The 18,586-nt window shown below is 65.2% G+C and carries 19 protein-coding genes and 1 riboswitch; of the genes, 2 read left to right on the plus strand and 17 right to left on the minus strand.

Going from position 1 to position 18,586, the window contains the following annotated elements; genetic code table 11:
* Positions 1-5 precede the first annotated feature (5 nt).
* Both thiS and AC1DHL_RS09270 read right to left on the minus strand, forming a co-directional pair.
* Complete coding sequence (gene thiS / locus AC1DHL_RS09265) at positions 6-203, minus strand: sulfur carrier protein ThiS (protein WP_478102493.1); 198 nt, start codon at positions 201-203, stop codon at positions 6-8.
* The gene (locus tag AC1DHL_RS09270; protein ID WP_478161934.1) at positions 200-1,315 is read right to left on the minus strand and encodes an FAD-dependent oxidoreductase; all 1,116 of its coding nucleotides are present in this window, start codon (positions 1,313-1,315) and stop codon (positions 200-202) included. Before AC1DHL_RS09270 ends, thiS begins: the two co-directional genes overlap by 4 nt.
* Before the next feature lie 58 nt (positions 1,316-1,373).
* Between AC1DHL_RS09270 and thiD the strand changes: the two genes are divergently transcribed.
* Entirely contained in the window at positions 1,374-2,219 is an 846-nt protein-coding gene (gene thiD, locus AC1DHL_RS09275; protein WP_478161796.1) for a bifunctional hydroxymethylpyrimidine kinase/phosphomethylpyrimidine kinase, read from the plus strand.
* Here thiD and AC1DHL_RS09280 read toward each other — a convergent pair.
* From AC1DHL_RS09280 to AC1DHL_RS09340, 13 genes are all read right to left on the minus strand, one after another.
* The gene (locus AC1DHL_RS09280; protein ID WP_478102497.1) at positions 2,164-3,501 is read right to left on the minus strand and encodes a purine-cytosine permease family protein; all 1,338 of its coding nucleotides are present in this window, start codon (positions 3,499-3,501) and stop codon (positions 2,164-2,166) included. The genes thiD and AC1DHL_RS09280 overlap by 56 nt on opposite strands.
* Positions 3,502-3,576: 75 nt before the next feature.
* A riboswitch (TPP riboswitch) is annotated at positions 3,577-3,682 on the minus strand.
* Positions 3,682-4,248 carry a phosphatase PAP2 family protein gene (locus tag AC1DHL_RS09285; protein WP_478102498.1) on the minus strand — a complete coding sequence of 189 codons (567 nt, stop codon included), beginning with the start codon at positions 4,246-4,248 and terminating at the stop codon, positions 3,682-3,684. (Overlaps the previous riboswitch by 1 nt.)
* Before the next feature lie 34 nt (positions 4,249-4,282).
* On the minus strand, positions 4,283-5,347 hold the full coding sequence (locus AC1DHL_RS09290; RefSeq protein ID WP_478161797.1) for an NAD(P)/FAD-dependent oxidoreductase: 1,065 nt from the start codon (positions 5,345-5,347) through the stop codon (positions 4,283-4,285).
* On the minus strand, positions 5,305-5,634 hold the full coding sequence (gene fdxA, locus AC1DHL_RS09295; protein WP_478102502.1) for a ferredoxin FdxA: 330 nt from the start codon (positions 5,632-5,634) through the stop codon (positions 5,305-5,307). The genes AC1DHL_RS09290 and fdxA overlap by 43 nt, the downstream gene beginning before the upstream one ends.
* Before the next feature lie 42 nt (positions 5,635-5,676).
* Entirely contained in the window at positions 5,677-7,017 is a 1,341-nt protein-coding gene (locus tag AC1DHL_RS09300; protein ID WP_478161798.1) for a sulfate adenylyltransferase subunit 1, read from the minus strand.
* 126 nt (positions 7,018-7,143) lie between these two features.
* Positions 7,144-8,097 carry a sulfate adenylyltransferase subunit CysD gene (gene cysD, locus AC1DHL_RS09305; RefSeq protein ID WP_478102506.1) on the minus strand — a complete coding sequence of 318 codons (954 nt, stop codon included), beginning with the start codon at positions 8,095-8,097 and terminating at the stop codon, positions 7,144-7,146.
* Positions 8,098-8,107: 10 nt separating this feature from the next.
* Entirely contained in the window at positions 8,108-8,914 is an 807-nt protein-coding gene (locus AC1DHL_RS09310; RefSeq protein ID WP_478102508.1) for a phosphoadenylyl-sulfate reductase, read from the minus strand.
* An 11-nt stretch (positions 8,915-8,925) separates the two neighbouring features.
* Entirely contained in the window at positions 8,926-9,330 is a 405-nt protein-coding gene (locus AC1DHL_RS09315) for a DUF934 domain-containing protein (protein WP_478102510.1), read from the minus strand.
* Complete coding sequence (locus tag AC1DHL_RS09320; protein WP_478102512.1) at positions 9,327-11,105, minus strand: nitrite/sulfite reductase; 1,779 nt, start codon at positions 11,103-11,105, stop codon at positions 9,327-9,329. The genes AC1DHL_RS09315 and AC1DHL_RS09320 overlap by 4 nt, the downstream gene beginning before the upstream one ends.
* A 280-nt stretch (positions 11,106-11,385) precedes the next feature.
* A complete protein-coding gene (gene trhA, locus AC1DHL_RS09325) occupies positions 11,386-12,000 on the minus strand; it encodes a PAQR family membrane homeostasis protein TrhA (protein ID WP_478102514.1) in 615 nt (204 codons plus the stop codon).
* A gap of 326 nt (positions 12,001-12,326) precedes the next feature.
* Positions 12,327-12,551 (minus strand): YbdD/YjiX family protein, encoded by a 225-nt coding sequence (locus tag AC1DHL_RS09330; protein WP_478102516.1) that lies wholly within the window; start codon positions 12,549-12,551, stop codon positions 12,327-12,329.
* Positions 12,548-14,614, minus strand: coding sequence for a carbon starvation CstA family protein (locus AC1DHL_RS09335; RefSeq protein WP_478161799.1), 2,067 nt, complete (start codon positions 14,612-14,614; stop codon positions 12,548-12,550). The genes AC1DHL_RS09330 and AC1DHL_RS09335 overlap by 4 nt, the downstream gene beginning before the upstream one ends.
* A gap of 38 nt (positions 14,615-14,652) precedes the next feature.
* Positions 14,653-15,450 carry a fumarylacetoacetate hydrolase family protein gene (locus tag AC1DHL_RS09340; protein ID WP_478102519.1) on the minus strand — a complete coding sequence of 266 codons (798 nt, stop codon included), beginning with the start codon at positions 15,448-15,450 and terminating at the stop codon, positions 14,653-14,655.
* A 190-nt stretch (positions 15,451-15,640) separates the two neighbouring features.
* Between AC1DHL_RS09340 and AC1DHL_RS09345 the strand changes: the two genes are divergently transcribed.
* Positions 15,641-15,898, plus strand: a complete 258-nt coding sequence (locus AC1DHL_RS09345) for a hypothetical protein (RefSeq protein ID WP_478102521.1) — start codon at positions 15,641-15,643, stop codon at positions 15,896-15,898.
* A 14-nt stretch (positions 15,899-15,912) separates the two neighbouring features.
* On the opposite strand, the gene AC1DHL_RS09350 is transcribed toward AC1DHL_RS09345, so the two are convergent.
* Both AC1DHL_RS09350 and AC1DHL_RS09355 read right to left on the minus strand, forming a co-directional pair.
* Positions 15,913-17,367 carry a GntP family permease gene (locus tag AC1DHL_RS09350; RefSeq protein ID WP_478102523.1) on the minus strand — a complete coding sequence of 485 codons (1,455 nt, stop codon included), beginning with the start codon at positions 17,365-17,367 and terminating at the stop codon, positions 15,913-15,915.
* 4 nt (positions 17,368-17,371) lie between these two features.
* On the minus strand, positions 17,372-18,385 hold the full coding sequence (locus AC1DHL_RS09355) for a patatin-like phospholipase family protein (protein WP_478161800.1): 1,014 nt from the start codon (positions 18,383-18,385) through the stop codon (positions 17,372-17,374).
* Positions 18,386-18,586: the final 201 nt, after the last annotated feature.

Consider the following 18,586-nt stretch of genomic DNA (forward strand, 5'->3'; position numbering starts at 1 on the left):
TGTTCTCAGCCGCCCGTCACGGGACGGATCACTTCGATGCGGTCTTCTGCCTGCAGCGTGTGCAACGCGTAGTTCGAACGCGGCACGAACTGACGATTCACCGCTGCAGCGAAAGGCGGCGTGGCGTTGATGAGGTGCAGCGCGTCGGCGAGTTTCGATTCCGGCGGCAGCGTGTGAGGAACGTCGTTGATCAGGATGTTCATGAGATTGCCTCTTCCAGGCCGGAGGGCAGGTCGAATCGGCCGGCAAGCAATGAGTGGCCGGTGGCAAGCAGTTCCATGGCGACGTCGAGTATGGCGGGTGCGATCATGAACCCGTGCCTGTAGAGGCCGTTGATCTGCATCACGCCGGGTCGCGGCTGTCGCACGGCAGGTAGATTGTCGGGAAGGGTGGGGCGGCATTGCGTCGCTATCTCGATGATGCGTGCCTCCGCGAAGCCGCTATGCACCGAATAGGCTGCGCTCAGCAATTCGAGCGTCGAGCGCACGCTGGCGGGCGACATGTCGTCGGACTCGATCTCCGTCGCGCCGATCACGAACACGCTGCCGGGCTTGGGCGCAATGTAGAGCGGGTAGCGCGGATGCACGAGGCGCGTCGGACGTTGGAGCGTGACATCGGGCGCATGCACGCGGATGACTTCGCCACGCACGCCGCGCAGTGCGGTCCACTGGGGACGTGCCCCAAGCCCGCGGCAGTCGATCACGCGTCCGGGCTGGCCCGACGCCCCGGGCGCAAAGTCGTCGAGCGTGCGCGATGCATGCCAGTGCAGGCGAACTTGGGGCAGCGCTTGCAGCGTGGCGAGCAGTGCAGTGAGCAACGCGCGATTGTCGAGCTGGCCTTCGCCTGGCAACAGCAGGCCCTGTGAGAATCGCCGCGCCAACGAAGGCTCCAGCGCCGCGATGCGTTCGTCGTCGAGCGTCTGCATGGCGGGCAATTCGGGCACTGCTTTCCTGGTGCCTGCGAGCACACGCGCCAGCCGTGCAGCCTCGGCTCCATCCTGTCGATGCCAAAGCACCAGCGTGCCTTCGCGTTGGAAGAAGACGGGGGCGTTGAGTGATGCGATCAGTTCCGGCCACCGTTCGAGTCCGTAGTGCCCCATTCGGACCACCGAGGGTGGCGCTACCGCCGATTCGGCCAACGGCGCCAGCATGGCGGCGGCGACGCGGGCGGCCGCGCCATCGGCCTCCGGGCCGCCTGCATCGAACAAATCGACCTTGCAGCCCGCATGCGCCAGCGTCACTGCGAGCAGGCGCCCCATGAGGCCGGCTCCCAGGATGGCGACGGACCGAAACGGAAGATCGGCGCGAAGACCCATGTCAGCTTTCACGGCCCCTCCGGCGCAGTCGTTGATGGTGTGGCCGATAATTTTCGACATGACCAATGCATTTTCCCGCTATGCGCGTGTGCTTTCGATCGCTGGCTCCGACAGCGGTGGCGGCGCAGGCATCCAGGCCGATCTCAAGACTTTCTCGGCGCTGGGTTGCTACGGCATGACGGCCATCACCGCGTTGACCGCGCAGAACACGCTCGGCGTTTCGGGCATCCATGGCGTGCCGCCGGCCTTCCTGAAAGCGCAGATCCAGGCGGTGGTCGAGGACATCGGCGTCGATGCAGTCAAGCTCGGCATGCTGCATGCGCCCGAGATCGTCGAAGTCGTGGCATGGGCCATCGATCACTACAAGCTGCCCAACGTCGTGCTTGATCCGGTGATGGTAGCCACCAGCGGAGACCGATTGATCGCGGCTGAAACAGTCCAGATACTGGTCCGCGAACTCTTCCCGCGTGCAGTGGTGGTGACGCCCAATCTCGACGAAGCAGCGCTGCTGATCGGCCATCCGATCGACGGCGTCGATGCGCTGGACGATGCGGCGAGCGAACTGTTGGCGCTCGGAACGAGTGCCGTCCTGCTGAAGGGCGGGCATCTCCCGGGCGTCGATGTGGTCGATCTGCTGGCGCAGGCCAACGGCGACCGGTTGCGCCTCGCCTCGACGCGCATCGTCAGCCGCAATCTTCATGGCACGGGCTGCACACTGTCTTCGGCCATCGCGTCGCACCTGGCGCTCGGCTATGCGCTGCCGCAGGCTGTCGAGCGCGCGCGCGAGTATGTTGTCGCCGCCATGGCGGCCGGTGCAGACGTCCAGGTCGGCGCTGGTCATGGACCGCTCAACCACGGCTTTGCGCCAGTGCCGACGTTCCGCCTTCCGGCGCGGGCCGCGTGATCCACGCAAGCACGAAAGTGATCGCCAAGGTCGGCAGCGCAGATCCCCATTGCGGCGCCCAGGCGGCGCAGGCGTGATAGACCACGATGCCGGCGATCCAGATCGCGGCTGCGGCCCAGTCCACGCGTCGCGTTCCCACTGACTCCAAGACCGTGCCCATGCCGAGCCGCCCGAGAATCACGCCGTAGAGCGGCACGAACACCGAGCTCAGCAGCAACAGGAACGGTTCGAGCGAGTGCATTGGCAAGACCAGGGCGAAGGCGATGCAGACTGCGGCGAGCAGCAATCCCCAGCGACGAATGCTCCAGCGCGGCATCAGGCTGTGGGCCGAGACGGAGCCCGAGTAGACGTCGCCATAGGCGTTGTCGAGCTCGTCGACCAGGATCAGGCCCAGCGCAACCAGCCCGCCCTGCGCCAGCAGCAATGCGGCGAGCATGTCCGTGCCGGGCTCTGCCACGCTCACGACCATCACGCCCAGCGCATAGCACCAGATGTTGGCGACCGCGTAGCCGAACCAGGTGCCGCCGAATGCGCCGCCCAGGCCGCCCGTGCTGCGCTTGCCGTGACGCGCATAGTCGGCCACCAGCGGGAGCCACGAGACCGGCATGGCAATGACGAGGTCGAGCGCGCCGAACATGCTCATGCTGCCGTCACCCGGACGCGTCCAGAACGATTCCAGTCCCTTCGCATGAATGCGCGTGGCGAACTGCCAGCTCAGCCACACCAGCGACAGCACGACCAGCGGCAACCCGAAGCGACTCACGAAGCGCCGCACGAGCTTGACCATCGAACCCGACAGCAGTGCCAGCAGCACGGCGCCCCAGACCAGCGTCGTGACCACAGAGCCGAACTGGCCGTCGAGCGACCAGCCGAACGCCTGCCTGCCGATGGCTTGCGTGCCTTCACGCATGATCACGACTTCGAAGGTGGTCCAACCGATCAGCTGCACGATGTTCAACACGACGGGCAGGCGGGCAAACGCGCTGCCGTAGGTCGCGTGCATCAGGCCCGCGCTGGCGAGCCCGCTTTCGCAGCCGACGCGTGCGGTCCATGCCAGCAGTCCCGCGCCAATGCAAGAGCCCAGCACGATCGCGATGGCCGCATCCTTCGTGCCGACCGCAGGCACCAGGTAGGCCCCGATCTGCATGACCAGCAGACCGACGCCGAGGCTGAACCACAGCGCCATATGGTCGTGCCACCGGAAGACGCGTCCGGATTCGCGCAGCGGCGTCAGCGCCTCATTGGCGCCAGCCGGCGTCTGCTCGTTGCTTGTGTTTGCCATCCATTTGCTCCAATGCAAATTGTTTGGCAGGTGGGCGAGGCCACGGCGGCAAGACCGTCACGCGAGAAAACGTGGCGGCCGCCGGACCAGCTTCCCTGCGCGAGGATTACCTCAGTCAGGTTCAAAGGGACTCTCTCAGCCGGCACACCGAAACGGCGAACCGGCACCCCTAGCGTTGCTTCAATCTGGCGAAGCAGGTCGGATTGTAGAACTGTGTGACGGATCGGTGAAACGATGGGACAGCTTCACCAGCGCCCAGAACACCGCGGCGATCGCCATGGCCAAAACGAATCCCCCGAGGATGTCCAACGGAAAATGCACACCCACATAAATGCGCGCCCAGCCCGTGACAAACCCGATCAGGAGGATGGCAAGCCCTACGATGCGCAGTCCCGGCCGCAGACAGAGGATCAACCCGACAGTAAACATGACCGTCGCATGCGTACTCGGCATCGAGCCACGGGCGCCGTGCTCGATGTAGGCCGGGCTCAAGCCCGCAATGAAAGGCCGGGGCATGTTGATGGCGCTGGCCACGGCATGCGCCAGCATCGAGGCCGCGAGGGCCGCAACCAGAGTTGCAACGAGGTATTTCCACTGCGACGGTTGCCGCCACGCGGCCCAGGCGATCAGGGCCACACACAACCAGACCGTGCCGGTGGCCAGCAGCGATGCAATCCACAGGATCTGCGGATGAGGCGTGTTGCCGGCCGCCAGCCAGTGAAAAAGCGCGACGTTCAACTCCTGCATGCCGGGCATGGTAGCTGTACGGACCAGGCTCCGTTCAATGCTTGACGCCGAGCAGCGTGTGCAACCGCGTGCTGGTCGTCGTGTATTGCAGCGGGATCGACTTGTCCGGGAAGACGATGGCCGTCGCGCCCCAGGCAGCCAGCGTCGCTTCGTGAAAGCCGCACACGATCAGCTTCTTCTTGCCCGGATAGGTGTTGATGTCGCCAACCGCAAAGATGCCTCGTTCGCGCGTTTCGTACTTTTCGGTGTCGACAGGCAACTGCTTGCGAACCAGTTCCAGGCCCCAGTCCGCGATGGCGCCGAGGCGTGGCGAGATGCCGAGGCAGCCGATGAGGGCATCGAAAGGGAGGGATTGAGCCTGCGCGTCCGGCGTGATGATCCGCAGGCCGGCATCGTCGAACGCGGAAGGCTGGCCGATGGCGAGGCGTATCGCACCTGCCGCGACGCGTTCACGCAAGGCCGCGACGGTGGCATCTTCGCCCTGGAACACGTCTCGCCGATGAAGCAGCGTGACCTGCCTGGCGATCGACGTGAGCGCCAGCGCGGCCTCGAGCGCGGCACCGTCGCCGCCGTTGACCACCACGGTCTGGCCGGTAAAGCGGTCGAAATCATCGGGGTGGTAGAAAAGCCTCGTGCCTTCCAGCTGTTCGATGCCTTCGACGGCGATGCGTTTGGGCACGAAGGCGCCGACGCCGGCGGCAATGAAGACCGTCCTGGCGAGAAATGCCGTATGTCGGGACGTGGTCAGCAGAAACCGACCGTCATCCTGACGCGCGAGGGTCGAAACCTGCTCGCCAAAATGGAATTGCGGCTTGAAAGGTGCGATCTGCTGCAACAGCGACTCCGAAAGGCCCCGCCCGGTGGTGACCGGCGTGCCCGGAATGTCGTAGATCGGCTTGTCGCCATAGAGCTCGACGCACTGGCCGCCGGCTCGGGGCAGTGCGTCGACGATGTGGCAGGAGATTTCGAGCAGGCCGAGTTGGAAGGCCTGGAACAGCCCGACCGGGCCGGCGCCGATGATCAGCGCGTCTGTTTCGATGGGGGCTTGTTGAGTGCTCAGCGCACCAGCTCCGAGATCTTGCCGGTCTTGTCTTTCCACTCTTCGGCGTCAGGCAGGGCAGGTTTGCGCTTGGTGATGCTTTTCCAGCCATCGGCCAGGGCCAGCTCGGCATTGAGCTTGATGAAGGCGAGCTGGTCGCCGGGGAGATCTTCCTCGGCATAGATCGCATTGACCGGGCATTCGGGGATGCAGACCGCGCAATCGATGCACTCGTCGGGGTCGATCACCAGCATGTTCGGCCCTTCACGGAAGCAATCGACCGGACACACGTCAACGCAATCGGTGTATTTGCAGCGGATGCAGGATTCGGAGACGACGTGGGTCATGGTTGTTGCAAAGCGGGAAGGTAAGCGGAAAAACCGGGAATTTTAGGCCTTTGTGGGGGCAGGGCGCACGAGTACCGCCGCGGAGGTCCGGTGCGACGCGGTATCGACCAGGATCAGCGAGCCGAGCGCACGCGATTGCGTGAAGGGCAGCACCGCCAGCGGCTGCTGCAGGCTGAGCACCACGTCGCCGATCGCGTTGGCTTCAAGATGGTCGGTCGGCTCGGAATCCAGCGTCGTGATGTTGACGCGATCCACGATGCGCGCGACCTTCGCCTTGACCCAGCGATGGCCCTGGAGCGCCCAGTAGACGCGGCCCGCCACGAGCGGTTCGTCGTCGAGCCAGGCAATGGTGGCCGTGATCTCGCGCGTCGGTTCGAAGGCGCCGGGTTCCAGCAGCCAGTCGCCGCGCGAGACGTCGAGTTCGCGGTCCAGCACGATGCCGGCGCTGTGACCCGCGTGCACCGTCTTCGGCTGGCGCGTGTGGCTCAGCACTTGCGCAACGGTAGCGCTCTGGTTGCTTGGCAGGACGGTGATCCGCTGGCCCGGCTCGACATGGCCGCTGGCAACGCGGCCCCAGAACACGCGGCGACCGCGCGAGGTGTCCGCCGACGCCGAGAACTTCTCGACCCATTGCACCGGGAAGGCGAAGGGAACGGATTCATCCTGCGCCGTAACCGGCAGCTTCTCCAGCAATTCGAGCAGGCTCGGGCCTTCGTAGCCCGCCCAATCGGCATGGCGCGAAGCCACGTTCCAGCCCTTGAGCGCCGAGATCGGCACAGTGGCGGCGACTTGCACGCCAGCGGCTTCCGCAAAGTTCGACAGCGCGGCCGAGATGCGCTCGAAGGCCAACTCGGCGTCGTCGATGGCATCGAGTTTGTTGACCGCGAACACGATCGACTGCACGCGCAGCAGATGGCAAAGCAGCGTATGGCGGCGCGTCTGCGGCAGAAGCTCGCGCTTCACCACTTCGCCATCGCCGCATTCGGCAGCCCAGGCCAGCTTGGTCGCATCGACCAGCACTACAGCCGCGTCCGCGCTCGATGCCGCGGTGACCATGTTGCGCGTGTACTGCTCATGTCCGGGCGCGTCACCGATGACGAACTTGCGCTGCGCCGTCGAGAAATAGCGATAGGCCACATCGATCGTGATGCCCTGTTCACGCTCGGCCGAGAGACCGTCGGTCAACAGCGCCAGGTCTGTCTCGCCGCCGCGCTGAACCCCGGCCAACTGATCTTGCAGCACCGTCTTGCTGTCGACCAGCAACCGTCCGATCAGCGTGCTCTTGCCGTCATCCACGCTTCCGCAGGTGATGAAGCGCAGCGCCGCGCCAGTCTCGGCGGCATGGGTTCCAGAGGAAGCAGCAATCGAAGTAGTCATGTTCATTTCAATTCATCAACGGCGCATCGGCCTTCATTCCAGAAACACCGCGGAACCGGCTCCGCCGGGCCGCCGGTGTTGCCCCCGGCAGGGGGTGGGCGGCTACACGAAGTGAGCCAACCTGGGGGCGAGTCAAAAATATCCGTCTTTCTTGCGCTTTTCCATCGACGCTTCGGACGTCTTGTCGTCCATGCGGGTGGCGCCGCGTTCGCTCACGTCGGCCGCCAGCGTTTCGATCACCACATCGGCGGCGTCGGCGGCGAGGCTGTCAACGGGGCAGGTGCAGGTGATGTCGCCCACGGTGCGGAAACGCACGTCGCGCACTTCCACTTGTTCGCCGTCGCGCGGCGGGGTGAGTGGGGTCACCGGCACCAGCAGCCCGCGGCGCTCGACCACTTCGCGCTTGTGCGTGTAGTAGATCGAGGGCAGGGCGATGTTTTCGCGCTCGATGTACTGCCACACGTCAAGCTCGGTCCAGTTCGAGATCGGGAACACGCGGAAGTGTTCGCCGTGCGCGAGGCGCGTGTTGAACAGCGTCCACAGCTCCGGGCGCTGGTCCTTCGGCTGCCATTGGCCGAAACTGTCGCGGTGCGAAAAGATGCGTTCCTTGGCGCGCGCCTTTTCTTCGTCGCGGCGGGCACCGCCGATCAGCGCGTCGAAGCGGAACTCCTCGATGGCTTCGAGCAGCGTGACCGACTGATGCACGTTGCGCGATTCGTCCGGATGAGCGAGGCGCACGGTGCCGCGCTTCATCGAATCCTCGACGTTGCGCACGATCAGTTCCGCACCCAGTTCCTTGGCGCGTGCATCACGGAAGTCGGTCACTTCGGGGAAGTTGTGGCCGGTGTCGATCATCAGCAGCGGATAGGGAATGCGGCCGACGCCGAAAGCCTTTTCCGCGCACTTGAGCAGCACCAGTGAATCCTTGCCGCCCGAAAACAGCAGCGTCGGCCGTTCGAAGGAGGCTGCGACTTCGCGCAGGATGAAGATGGTTTCTTCTTCCAGTGCGTCGAGTTGCGTGTTGGACAGGCGCGCGAGCGACTGCGAGGTTTGCAGCAGCAGGTCGTGTTCGGTGCGGGCGTTCATGAAGCGGGGTTCAGTTCGGGATGACACGGATAGGGATGGCGCGGTTGGGCAATGGCGAAACGGCGGACAGCGGTTCGAAAGCCGCTGGCTCCTCAGCCTCATGGCTGCCGTCGGCGGTCACGTGCAGGCCGCATTCCTTGGCGCTTTCCTGCTCCCACCACCAGCGGCCGGAGCGGAAGTCTTCGCCCAACGTCACGGCGCGAGTGCACGGCGCGCAGCCGATGCTCGGGTAGAACTGGTCGTGCAGCGTGTTGTAGGGCACGCCGTAGGTGGCGATGTAGTGCCAGACGTCGCCCCAGGTCCAGCGCGCCAGCGGGTTGACCTTGACACGCTCGGGCTGCTGCTCGATGAATTCGACTTCGGCACGCGCGCCGGATTGCTCGCGGCGCAGGCCGGTGATCCACGCGCGCTTGCCGGCCAATGCGCGATCCAGCGGCTCCATCTTGCGGATGTGGCAACAGGCCTTGCGCAATTCCAGGCTGCGGTACATCGCTTCCTCGCCGTTTTCGGCAACGAAGCCGGTGGCCGCTTCCTCGACCGGGCGATAGACATCGACCTCGCGGCCATAGTGCTTTTGGAGCGCTTCGAGCAGGCCCAGCGTTTCAGCGTGCAGCTTGCCGGTCTCGAGCACGAAGATGCCGCTTGGCACCTGGAAGCGATGCAGGATGTCCGTCACGACCATGTCCTCGGCGCCCAGGCTGGATGCCTGCGTGATCGGCGTGAACTCGGTCGCCGCACCGCGCAGCAAGGCCACGCTCTCGGCGAGCTTGGCTTCGAAATCGGCGGAGGGCTTGGCGTAGAGCGAAATGGCGTTCATGAAAGGCGGGCTCAAGCGGCCGCTTCGTCGCGATGGCGGAACAGCGGGCTGGCCTGCACGTCGCCTTGGTAGAAGTCGCCGAAGCGGTCGAACTGGCGCTGGGCATCGGAAGCGTCCACGCCTTCCTTGAGAACCGCACTCGAAAAGCCGCTGCGTTGCATCTGCACCAGCTGGTCGATCAGCACATCCCCGGTGGCGCGGATATCGCCCTTGAAGCCCAGGCGTCGGCGCAACAGGTAGGCCTGGCTGAACGCTCGGCCATCCGTGAATTTCGGGAAGATCAGGTCGATGCGCTCCACGTCGTCGAGGCAGACCTCGATGGCCAGCGGGTCGGCATCGTTCGGCAACTGCAGAACGCTGGGGTCTCCGTTGTCCACGTGGTCTTCCGCTGCAATCAGGTTGAGTTTCCTGTTCATGCGGCCTCCTCGAACTTGAAGCGTGCGCCGTTGGCTGCGACCTTGAACGGGTCGGGACCCACGCGGCGCAGCGTCTCGATGAAGCTCTCTCCGGGCTGGCGCGTGTCGCGGTAGGTATTGAGCACGGCCTCGATCACGCCCGGCACTTCCGCTGCCGAGAACGAAGGGCCGACCACCTTGCCGGGCTGCGCCGGACCGTTGCGGGCGGCGCCGTCGGAGCCGCCAAGCGTGATCTGGTACCACTCCTTGCCGTCCTTGTCGACGCCGAGGATGCCGATGTGGCCGCTGTGGTGGTGTCCGCAGGAGTTGATGCAGCCGCTGATGTGCAGGTCGATCTCCCCCAGGTCGTCGAGTTCGTCGAGGTCCTGGTAGCGCTCGGTGATGGCCGCTGCGATCGGGATCGAGCGCGCGTTGGCCAATGAGCAGAAATCGCCGCCGGGGCACGAGATCATGTCGGTCAGCAGATGGATGTTCGGGCTGGCAAAGCCGGCCTCGCGCACGGCGAGCCAGAGCGCGTGCAGGTCTTCCGCGTGCACCCAAGGCAGCAGAAGGTTCTGCTCGTGCGTGACACGGGCCTCGCCGGCGCTGAAACGGTCTGCGAGCTGGGCAGCGGCTTCGAGCTGGCTGGCCGACGCGTCGCCCGGCGCCTGGCCGAGCCGCTTGAACGACAGCGTGACGGCGCGCAGCGACGGGTTCCGGTGCGGTGCGACGTTGCGCTGCATCCAGCGCGCGAACTGGGGGTCCTCGGCGGCTTGGGCGCGCAGCTCGGCGTGGGTCGCCTCGGCGCTGCGGAACACGCGGGTGGCGAGCGTCGGCGGCACGAAGCTCGCGGTCACGCGGTCGAGTTCTTCCTGTGTGATGGTGTGCGGCGCGCCGTCGTGTTCGATGATCTGCCTGTACTCGGCCTCGACGTCGTCGATGTAGCGCTGGCCTTCGGCCTTCACGAGGATCTTGATGCGTGCCTTCCAGAGGTTGTCTCGCCGGCCGTAGCGGTTATAGACCCGGATCACTGCTTCCAGGTAGTTCATGAGCTGGTTCCACGGCAGAAACTCGCGCACCACGGTGCCGATGATCGGCGTGCGGCCCATGCCGCCGCCGACCTTGACACGAAAACCGAGTTCGCCCGCGTCGTTCTTGTGCAGTTGCAGGCCGACGTCATACCAGCCGCTGGCGACGCGGTCCTCGATGGCGCCGGTCACGGCGATCTTGAACTTGCGCGGAAGGAAGGCGAATTCGGGGTGCAGCGTGCTCCACTGCCGCATGATCTCGGCGAAGGGGCGCGGATCGGCGATCTCGTCGCTCGCGATGCCGGCGAGCTCGTCGCTCGTGATGTTGCGGATGCAATTGCCGCTGGTCTGGATGCCGTGCATGTCTACCGTGGCCAGCAGATCCATCACGTCGGCCGACTTGGAGAGCGGGATCCAGTTGTACTGCACGTTCGTTCGCGTCGTGAAGTGCGCGTAGTGCGTCGGAAGCCGGACACTGCCGAGCTTGCCCTGCACCTCGTTCGCGTGCCGGTAGAGCTCGGCGTCGGGAGCGTCGTATTCCCGCGCGATCTTCGCCAGCACCCGCAATCGCGCGCTGGAAAGCTCGCCGTACGGTACGGCCACGCGAAGCATCGGTGCGTAACGCTGCACATACCAGCCGTTCTGCAGGCGCAGCGGACGGAACTGGTCTTCGGCGAGCTTGCCTGCCTGCCAACGTTCGAGCTGGTCGCGGAACTGCGCCGCGCGCTGACGCACGAACTGGCGGTCGAAGTCTGTGTATTGGTACATCGTGTGATCTGTGTGGCTGTAAAGGCGGTGCGTCCACACCCCGCCAATGCGATCGAGGAATGTAGAAGCGAGCCTTATGGAAACAAACTATTTTTTGGTTCTCGCCTTATGCGGATAAGCTTATTCGCCAGCAACCATGCGGGTTTGCGGGCGATTGATTGCTTATTCCGGATAAGGCGGCGGCGCTGTGGACCGCCGCCGCGCACGGCGAAGTCGTGCCCGAAACGCGGACGATTCTAGGAAAGGCGGCGAGCTTGCGCTCGCGCGTGGCGCGGCGTTGCTAGAGAACGAAGCGCGTGACGCTGATGTAGTGGCTCAGCGTGCCGCCCAGCACGAAGAGGTGCCACATGCCGTGCGCATGGCGCCAGCCGCGCGGGTTGCGATAGAAGATCGTGCCCGCCGAGTAGAGGCCCGCACCGGCCAGCAGCCAGGCCAGTCCTCCGGCGTCGAGCCGCTCGATCAGCGGTGCGGCGGCCAGGACGCCGAGCCAACCCATGCCCATGTAGAGCAGCAGCGACGGCTTCGGCGCTTCGCCCGGGCGGAGTTCGCGCCCGATGCCCAGCAGCGCCACGGTCCAGATGCTGGCCAGCAAAGCCCAGCCCCATGCCCCTTGCAGCGTGACGAGCGCGAAGGGCGTGTAGCTGCCGGCGATGAGCAGGTAGATCGCGCAATGGTCCATCCGCTGCCAGAACAGCTTCATCCGGCCACGCGTGCTGTGGAAAAGCGTCGACGCCGCGTACAGCGTGATCATTGAAACGCCGAAGACAAGGGCGCTGGCTGTCTTGGCCGGATCAGCGGTCGGCACCGTCTTGGCGAGCAGCGCGGCGGAACCGGCCGTCGCGAGGAGGAGCCCGAGGAGGTGGCTATAGCCGTTGAAGCGTTCACCGATGTACATGGTCGCCGCCAAAGTTCATGGATGTGTCGAGTGGGCCGGGGAATTGCTGCACTGTGACGACATGAGACACCTATTTACGTTTTTACACATCTACCGTTGGTGCTGGCGAATTGGCCGGTCGCGGCTGCGGCACGACGAACGCCTCCAACCATTGGAAGGGGAGCTTGGGGAGTGCGTATGGCCTCCGGCCTCCTTCGAATGAAGGTAGCGTTTCGTGCGATTTGTCCGTGTAGGAACCCCTTGGCGCCGCAACGACGCGAGGGCACTGGTCGCCGAACTCGAAGCGCGGCTCGCCGAAGCGAAGGCCGCGGTCAAGCCCGCCTGAATCAGCAGCAGCGTCCGGTCCCTTGCCCGTACCTGCGCTCGATGACTCGCGCGCAGTATTCATTGCGCGTCAACACCGGCGCGCCGGGGTGCGTGGCTTCGGCGTGCGCGAGATAGCGCTCATAGTCCGGCATGCCGAAGACTTGCCGGCACACCGAGCAGACGCTGCGCATGCTGCGTCCCAGCCAGCGCTCGGTATCGGGAACGGGTGTTGCCTGCGCCGTCACGACATCGCTCCTTGCGCGCCGGAGAACGGAGGGATCTCCTGCGCCGTCGGCTTCGACTGCTTCAGCGCCTGCATGCAGATCTTGGCCGCGAAGACGCACATCGCGACCACGAGCAGCACGAAGAAGCCGCACACCACCGCGTCAAGGTAGTTGTTGAAGGCGACCCGCTGCATCTCCTCGATCGACTTGGCTGGCGCGATCACCGTCCCCTGCGCGGCCGCATCGCCGAACTTGCGCGCCAGCGCGACGAAGCCGATGGCGGGGTCGGGATGGAAGATCTTCTGCACGCCTGCAGTCAGCGTGGTGATGAGCAGCCATGCCGTGGGCACCAAGGTCACCCACACGTAGCGCTGCCGCTTCATCTTCACGAGCACGCTGGTGCACAGCAGCAGCGCGATTCCGGCGAGCATCTGGTTGCCCACGCCGAACAACTGCCACAGCGTGTTGATGCCGCCCAGCGGATCGACCACGCCCTGGTACAGGAAGTACCCCCACATCGCGACGCACAGCGCCGTGGCGACGAGGTTGGCGGGCAGGAATTCGGTGTTGCCGAGCGGCTTGTAGACGTGGCCCAGCATGTCCTGGATCATGAAGCGCCCGACGCGCGTGCCGGCATCGACCGCCGTGAGAATGAACAGTGCCTCGAACAGGATCGCGAAGTGGTACCAGAAGGCTTCCATCGACTTCCCGCCGAAGGCCTGCCCAAGAATCTGCGCCATGCCGACCGCGAGCGTGGGTGCGCCGCCGGCGCGCGAGAGGATGCTGGTCTCGCCGATGTCCTTCGCGGTCTGCGTGATGAGCTCCGGCGTGATCGTGAAGCCCCAGCTCGAGATGACCTGCGCGGCGTTGGCGGCGGTCGTCCCGATCACCGCGGCGGGTGCATTCATCGCGAAGTAGATGCCCGGGTCGAGCACGCTTGCGGCGGTGAGCGCCATCACCGCGACGAATGATTCGGCCAGCATGCCTCCGAAGCCGATGAAGCGCATGTGCGATTCCTTCTCGACCATCTTCGGCGTCGTGCCCGACGAGATCAACGCATGGAAGCCCGAGACCGAACCGCACGCGATCGTGATGAAAAGGAAGGGGAACAGCTTGCCCGAGAACACCGGCCCGGTGCCGTCGATGAAGCGCGTGGTGGCCGGCATCGACAGCAGCGGCGCGACGTAGTAGATGCCGAGCGCGAGCGCGACGATGGTGCCGATCTTGAGGAAGGTGCTCAGGTAGTCGCGCGGCGCCAGCATCAGCCAGACGGGCAGGCTGGCGGCGATCGCGCCGTAGATGATCAGCGCCCAGGCGAGCTGCGTGCCGTTGAGGGTGAACATCGGCCCCCATGTCGGATCGCCGGCCACGGTGCGGCCCAGAAAGATCGACAGCAGCAGCAGCACCACGCCGAAGGCGGAAGCCTCGCCCACGCGCCCCGGCCGGATGACGCGCATGTACAGACCCATCAGCAGTGCAATCGGGATCGTCGCGAAGATGGTGAACAGTCCCCAGGGGCTTCCCGTGAGCGCCTTGACGACGATCAGCGCCAGCACCGCGAGGATGATGATCATGATCGCCAGGACACCGATGAGCGCCAGAGTGCCAGGAACGGGACCGAGCTCCATCTTGATCATCTCGCCCAGCGACTTGCCGTCGCGCCGCACGGAGGCGAAGAGCACGATGAAGTCCTGCACCGCCCCGGCCACGACCACGCCCGCGAGGATCCAGATCGTGCCGGGAAGGAAACCCATCTGCACGGCGAGTACCGGCCCGACCAGCGGCCCCGCACCCGCGATGGCCGCGAAATGGTGGCCGTACAGCACCCACTTGTTGGTGGGCACGTAGTCCATCCCGTCGTTGTGGCGGATGGCCGGCGTCGGCCGCGAATCGTCGAGGCGCAGGACCTTGTCCGCGATGAACTTGCTGTAGAAGCGATAGGCGATGAAGTAGACACAGAGGGCTGCCGTGACCAGCCACACCGCATTGACGCTTTCCCCGCGGCCCAGCGCCAGTGCGGCGAAGGAGAACGCTCCCAGGATGGCGACGGCTGACCAGACCAGGAGGGATGTGAGCTTGTTCATCGCGCAGTCCTCTCAGCAAAAGACGTCCGGATTTCGCGTCAGACGACCTTCACGTTGATGTCGTAAAGGCCGTCGATGTGCCCCGTCATCACGTCGCCCGGCACCACCGGCCCGACGTTTTCGGGCGTTCCCGAATAGACGATGTCACCCGGGAATAGTTCGTTGTACATCGACAGGTTCGCGATCTGTTCGGCCACGCTCCAGATCATCCGAGACAGGTCGCTCGACTGCTTCGTTTGCCCGTTCACCTTGAGCCAGATGGCGCCCTTGCTGAAGTGCCCGACCTGGCTGACCGGATGCAGATGGCTCACCACCGCCGAATGGTCGAATGACTTGCCGATTTCCCAGGGCTTCTTCTCGTTCGCCATGGCATTCTGGAGGTCACGGCGGGTCATGTCCAGACCGACGGCGTAGGCGAAGACGCAATCCAGCGCCTTGTTGGCGGGGATGTTCCGGCCGCCCTTGCTGAGCGCGGCGACGAGTTCGACCTCGTAGTGGTAGTTCTTGGTGACCGGTGGATAGGGATGATCGATCGTCACGTCCTTCGGGGCCAGTTGCACGGCATCGTTCGGCTTCTGGAAGAAGAAGGGTGGTTCGCGGGTCGGGTCCGACCCGCGCTCGATCGCATGCGCGGCGTAATTCCGTCCAATGCAATAGATGCGGCGCACCGGAAAGGACTGGTCGCTGCCCACGACCGGGATGGTGGACCCGGCAATGGAAAACATGGGCTTCTTCGCGCCTGGCGCGCCAGCCGTCGAGGCACAGCCGGAAAGCGCTCCTGCCGCCATCGCGGCGGTGGAGAGTTGCAGCATGGCTCGGCGATTCGTTGCGGTCATCTAAGGAGTCTCCTTGTTACTTTTCGAGGGGAGTCGATCATCCCGCCTCGCTGATCGGGGTGCAACGCGAGCAAGTACGTAGCCCGTTGCCTATCGGACTGATCGGCTACGGCCTAAGCGATATGGACCTACAGCGGCGCGCGTAATACATAAGTAGTCTGAAAACTTGAGCTGAACGCAGGAAACCGACGTGCCGCAAGTCCAACGACGCGAAATGACGACGCTGTACCAAGCGGTCGTTTGCAGTCGCCTGGGCGTGGAGGCCGCGCGCGGAGAACTGATCGAGGCGCTCGGCGACTGGTTGTGCGGAAGCGGGACCCCGCCTGGCCTGCCGGAAATCGAGGCGCTGGCGCGCCTCACCGCAGCGCAGGAGAAGGCAGAGGCTGAGTACGCGCGGCACGTCGCGGTGCTGTCCAACGCATTGGTCGCGCGCTTGCGGCGCGCCTGACAGCTTCCGGCAGTTCAGAACGAGCCAACGGTCGAGCCGAGCACGATGACGGCGACCAGCGCCAACAGCGCGCCGACGATGCCGACCATCACGATGTCGAAGTAGCTTTCGCGGTGTCCCTGGCCGCACACGGCGAGCAGAGTGACGACTGCGCCGTTGTGAGGCAGGCTGTCGAGCGTGCCCGCGCCGATCACCGCGACCCGGTGCATCAGTGCGGGATCCAGGCCGGTCGTGGCGGCCAATTGCATGAAGGTGCCGCCCAGCGCGTCGAGTGCGATGGTCAGGCCGCCCGACGCCGAGCCGGTGAGCGCTGCGAGGATGTTGGTCGACACGGCCAGCGACACCAGCGGGCCACCCCCGATTCCCAGCACCCAGTCGCGCACCATTTCGAAAGCAGGCATCGCCGCGACGACCGCGCCGAAGCCCACCAGGCTGGCCACGCTCACGACCGGCAACACGGCAGCGTTGGCGCCCGCGTCGACCGTGCCACGCAGCGACGGCAGGCGTTTCCAGTTCAGCGCGATCAGCACGACGATGGCCACCGTGAGCGCGACCAGCACCGCCCACACGCCCCCTACGTTCGCCAGCGTGATGCCGCCGAACCGCGGTTCGGACAGGAAGTCGGTATCCATGCGCGGCAACACGACCAGCGCCATCAGCAGATTGACCAGCACAACGACCACGAGCGGCAGCAGCGCGACGACGACGCCGGGCTGTCCCGTGCCATGCGCGCCGTGCGCGATCTCTGCCGGATCGAAACTGCCGGACGTGGTTGCACGTTCGCGTACCACAGGGTCGTCGGCTGCGCTGACGTGCTTGTCGACGGTGACCGTGCCGAAACTCTCGCCGGCTCGGCGTGCGGAGCCCTCGGCGCGGCGCAGCCACCACATGCCGAATCCGAGCATGATCGCGGCGGCGATGAGACCCAGTCCCGGTGCGGCAAAGGCCGTCGTGCCGAAGAAGGGCATTGGAATCGCGTTTTGGATGGCCGGCGTGCCCGGCAGGGCCGACATCGTGAAGGTGGACGTCCCCAGCGCGATGGCCGCCGGCATGAGACGCCCCGGAATGTCGGCGGCGCGGAACAGCGCCTGCGCCATCGGAGCCAGCACGAAGAAGGCGACGAAGAGGCTGACGCCGCCGTAGGTCACCATTGCACCGGCCAGCACGACGGCGAGCATCGCGCGCTTCGGGCCCAGCTTTTCAGTCATGAAGCGCGCGATGGTCTGCACCGAGCCGCTGTCATCCATCAGCTTGCCGAAGATCGCGCCGAGCAGGAAGAGGGGGAAGAACTGTGCCAGGAAGCCGGCCGCCGAGGTCATGAAGGTCTGCGTCCAATGCGCAAGCAATGGCTCGCCGGCGAACAGCGCGGCGATGAGGGCCGCCATCGGCGCCAGGACAAGAACGCTCCAGCCGCGGTACGAGAGCCAGATCAGCAGCCCGAGGCCGACGAAGATTCCTGCGAGTCCCATGGCTTCAGACTCCTTCGAGCAGGGCGTCGAGATCGAGCGTCGAACGTTTGCCGACATCGCCTGCGTGCGCGTCGATGAACGCAGTCGCCGCGACGCGGCCTTCGTCGCGCAACTTGCAGAGGAATGCCCACTCGGCAATCATCTTGGACGAATAGCCGAGGTCGAGCATCGCGTCCGTCGCGATGCGGTGGATGCGCATGCGCGCCCAGGCCGCGCCTTCGCCATGCCCGGGGTCTGCCACCTGATGCAGCATCGCGATCATGCGCAGTTCCTTCAACAGGGGCGAGTTGAACGAGATCTCGTTGAGGCGGTTGTTGATCTCCTGCGCGCTGCGCGGAACGCCGGGACGCTCGACCGGATTGATCTGCACGAGGATGGTGTCGCTCGCCTTGCATTCGCGAATCAGCGGCGTCATCGTCGGGTTGCCGGCGTAGCCGCCGTCCCAGTAGGGATCGCCGTCGATCTCGACCGCATGGAACATCGAGGGCAGGCAGGCAGACGCCAGCAGCACGTCGGGGGTGATCTCTGCGTTGCGGAACACCCGGCCGCGGCCCGTTCGCACATTGGTCGCAGTCACGAACAGCTTGATCGGTGACGATGCCAGCCGCTCGAAGTCGATCAGGTCGGCCAGGATGCCGCGCAGGGGATTCGTGCCCTGCGGATTGAGGTCGTAGGGCGACCATAGTCGGGTGGCCATGTCGACTGCCATGAAGACCGGCGAATTGTCGAGCGTCCACTGGCCGCTCATCATCTCCATCCAACCGCGGCGGAAAGGACTGAACCGGGCTGCTTCGGAGACGCCTCGCCAGAAGTTCTCGAGCGATTCGCGCGCGCCCTCGGCGCCAGCCCGTGCGTGGCCGCAGGCCGTCACCGCCGCGTTCATGGCGCCGGCCGACGTACCCGAGATGCCGTCGATTCGAAACCATGGCTCTTCGAGCAGGCGGTCGAGCACGCCCCAGGTGAACGCGCCATGAGAACCGCCGCCTTGCAGCGCGAGGTCGATGGGAAGTGTTTTCAAGGTGGACCTCCAGAAGGCGTTGCCTACGTTGTAGAGCCAAGCAATGCCCGCGCCAGCTTGCAAGGGATGAATCGATCCATCCTATCCCGGGCGGATGGTCGAACTCAAGCGAACAGAGTGCTGGTCGACATGCGCGAGATGTGATACGGGATGCATCTTCGCCGCAAGGGATGACGGGCAGACGTCACGCCGCCGCGAGCG

The sequence above is a fragment of the Variovorax sp. 10L426 genome (genome assembly GCF_056395305.1).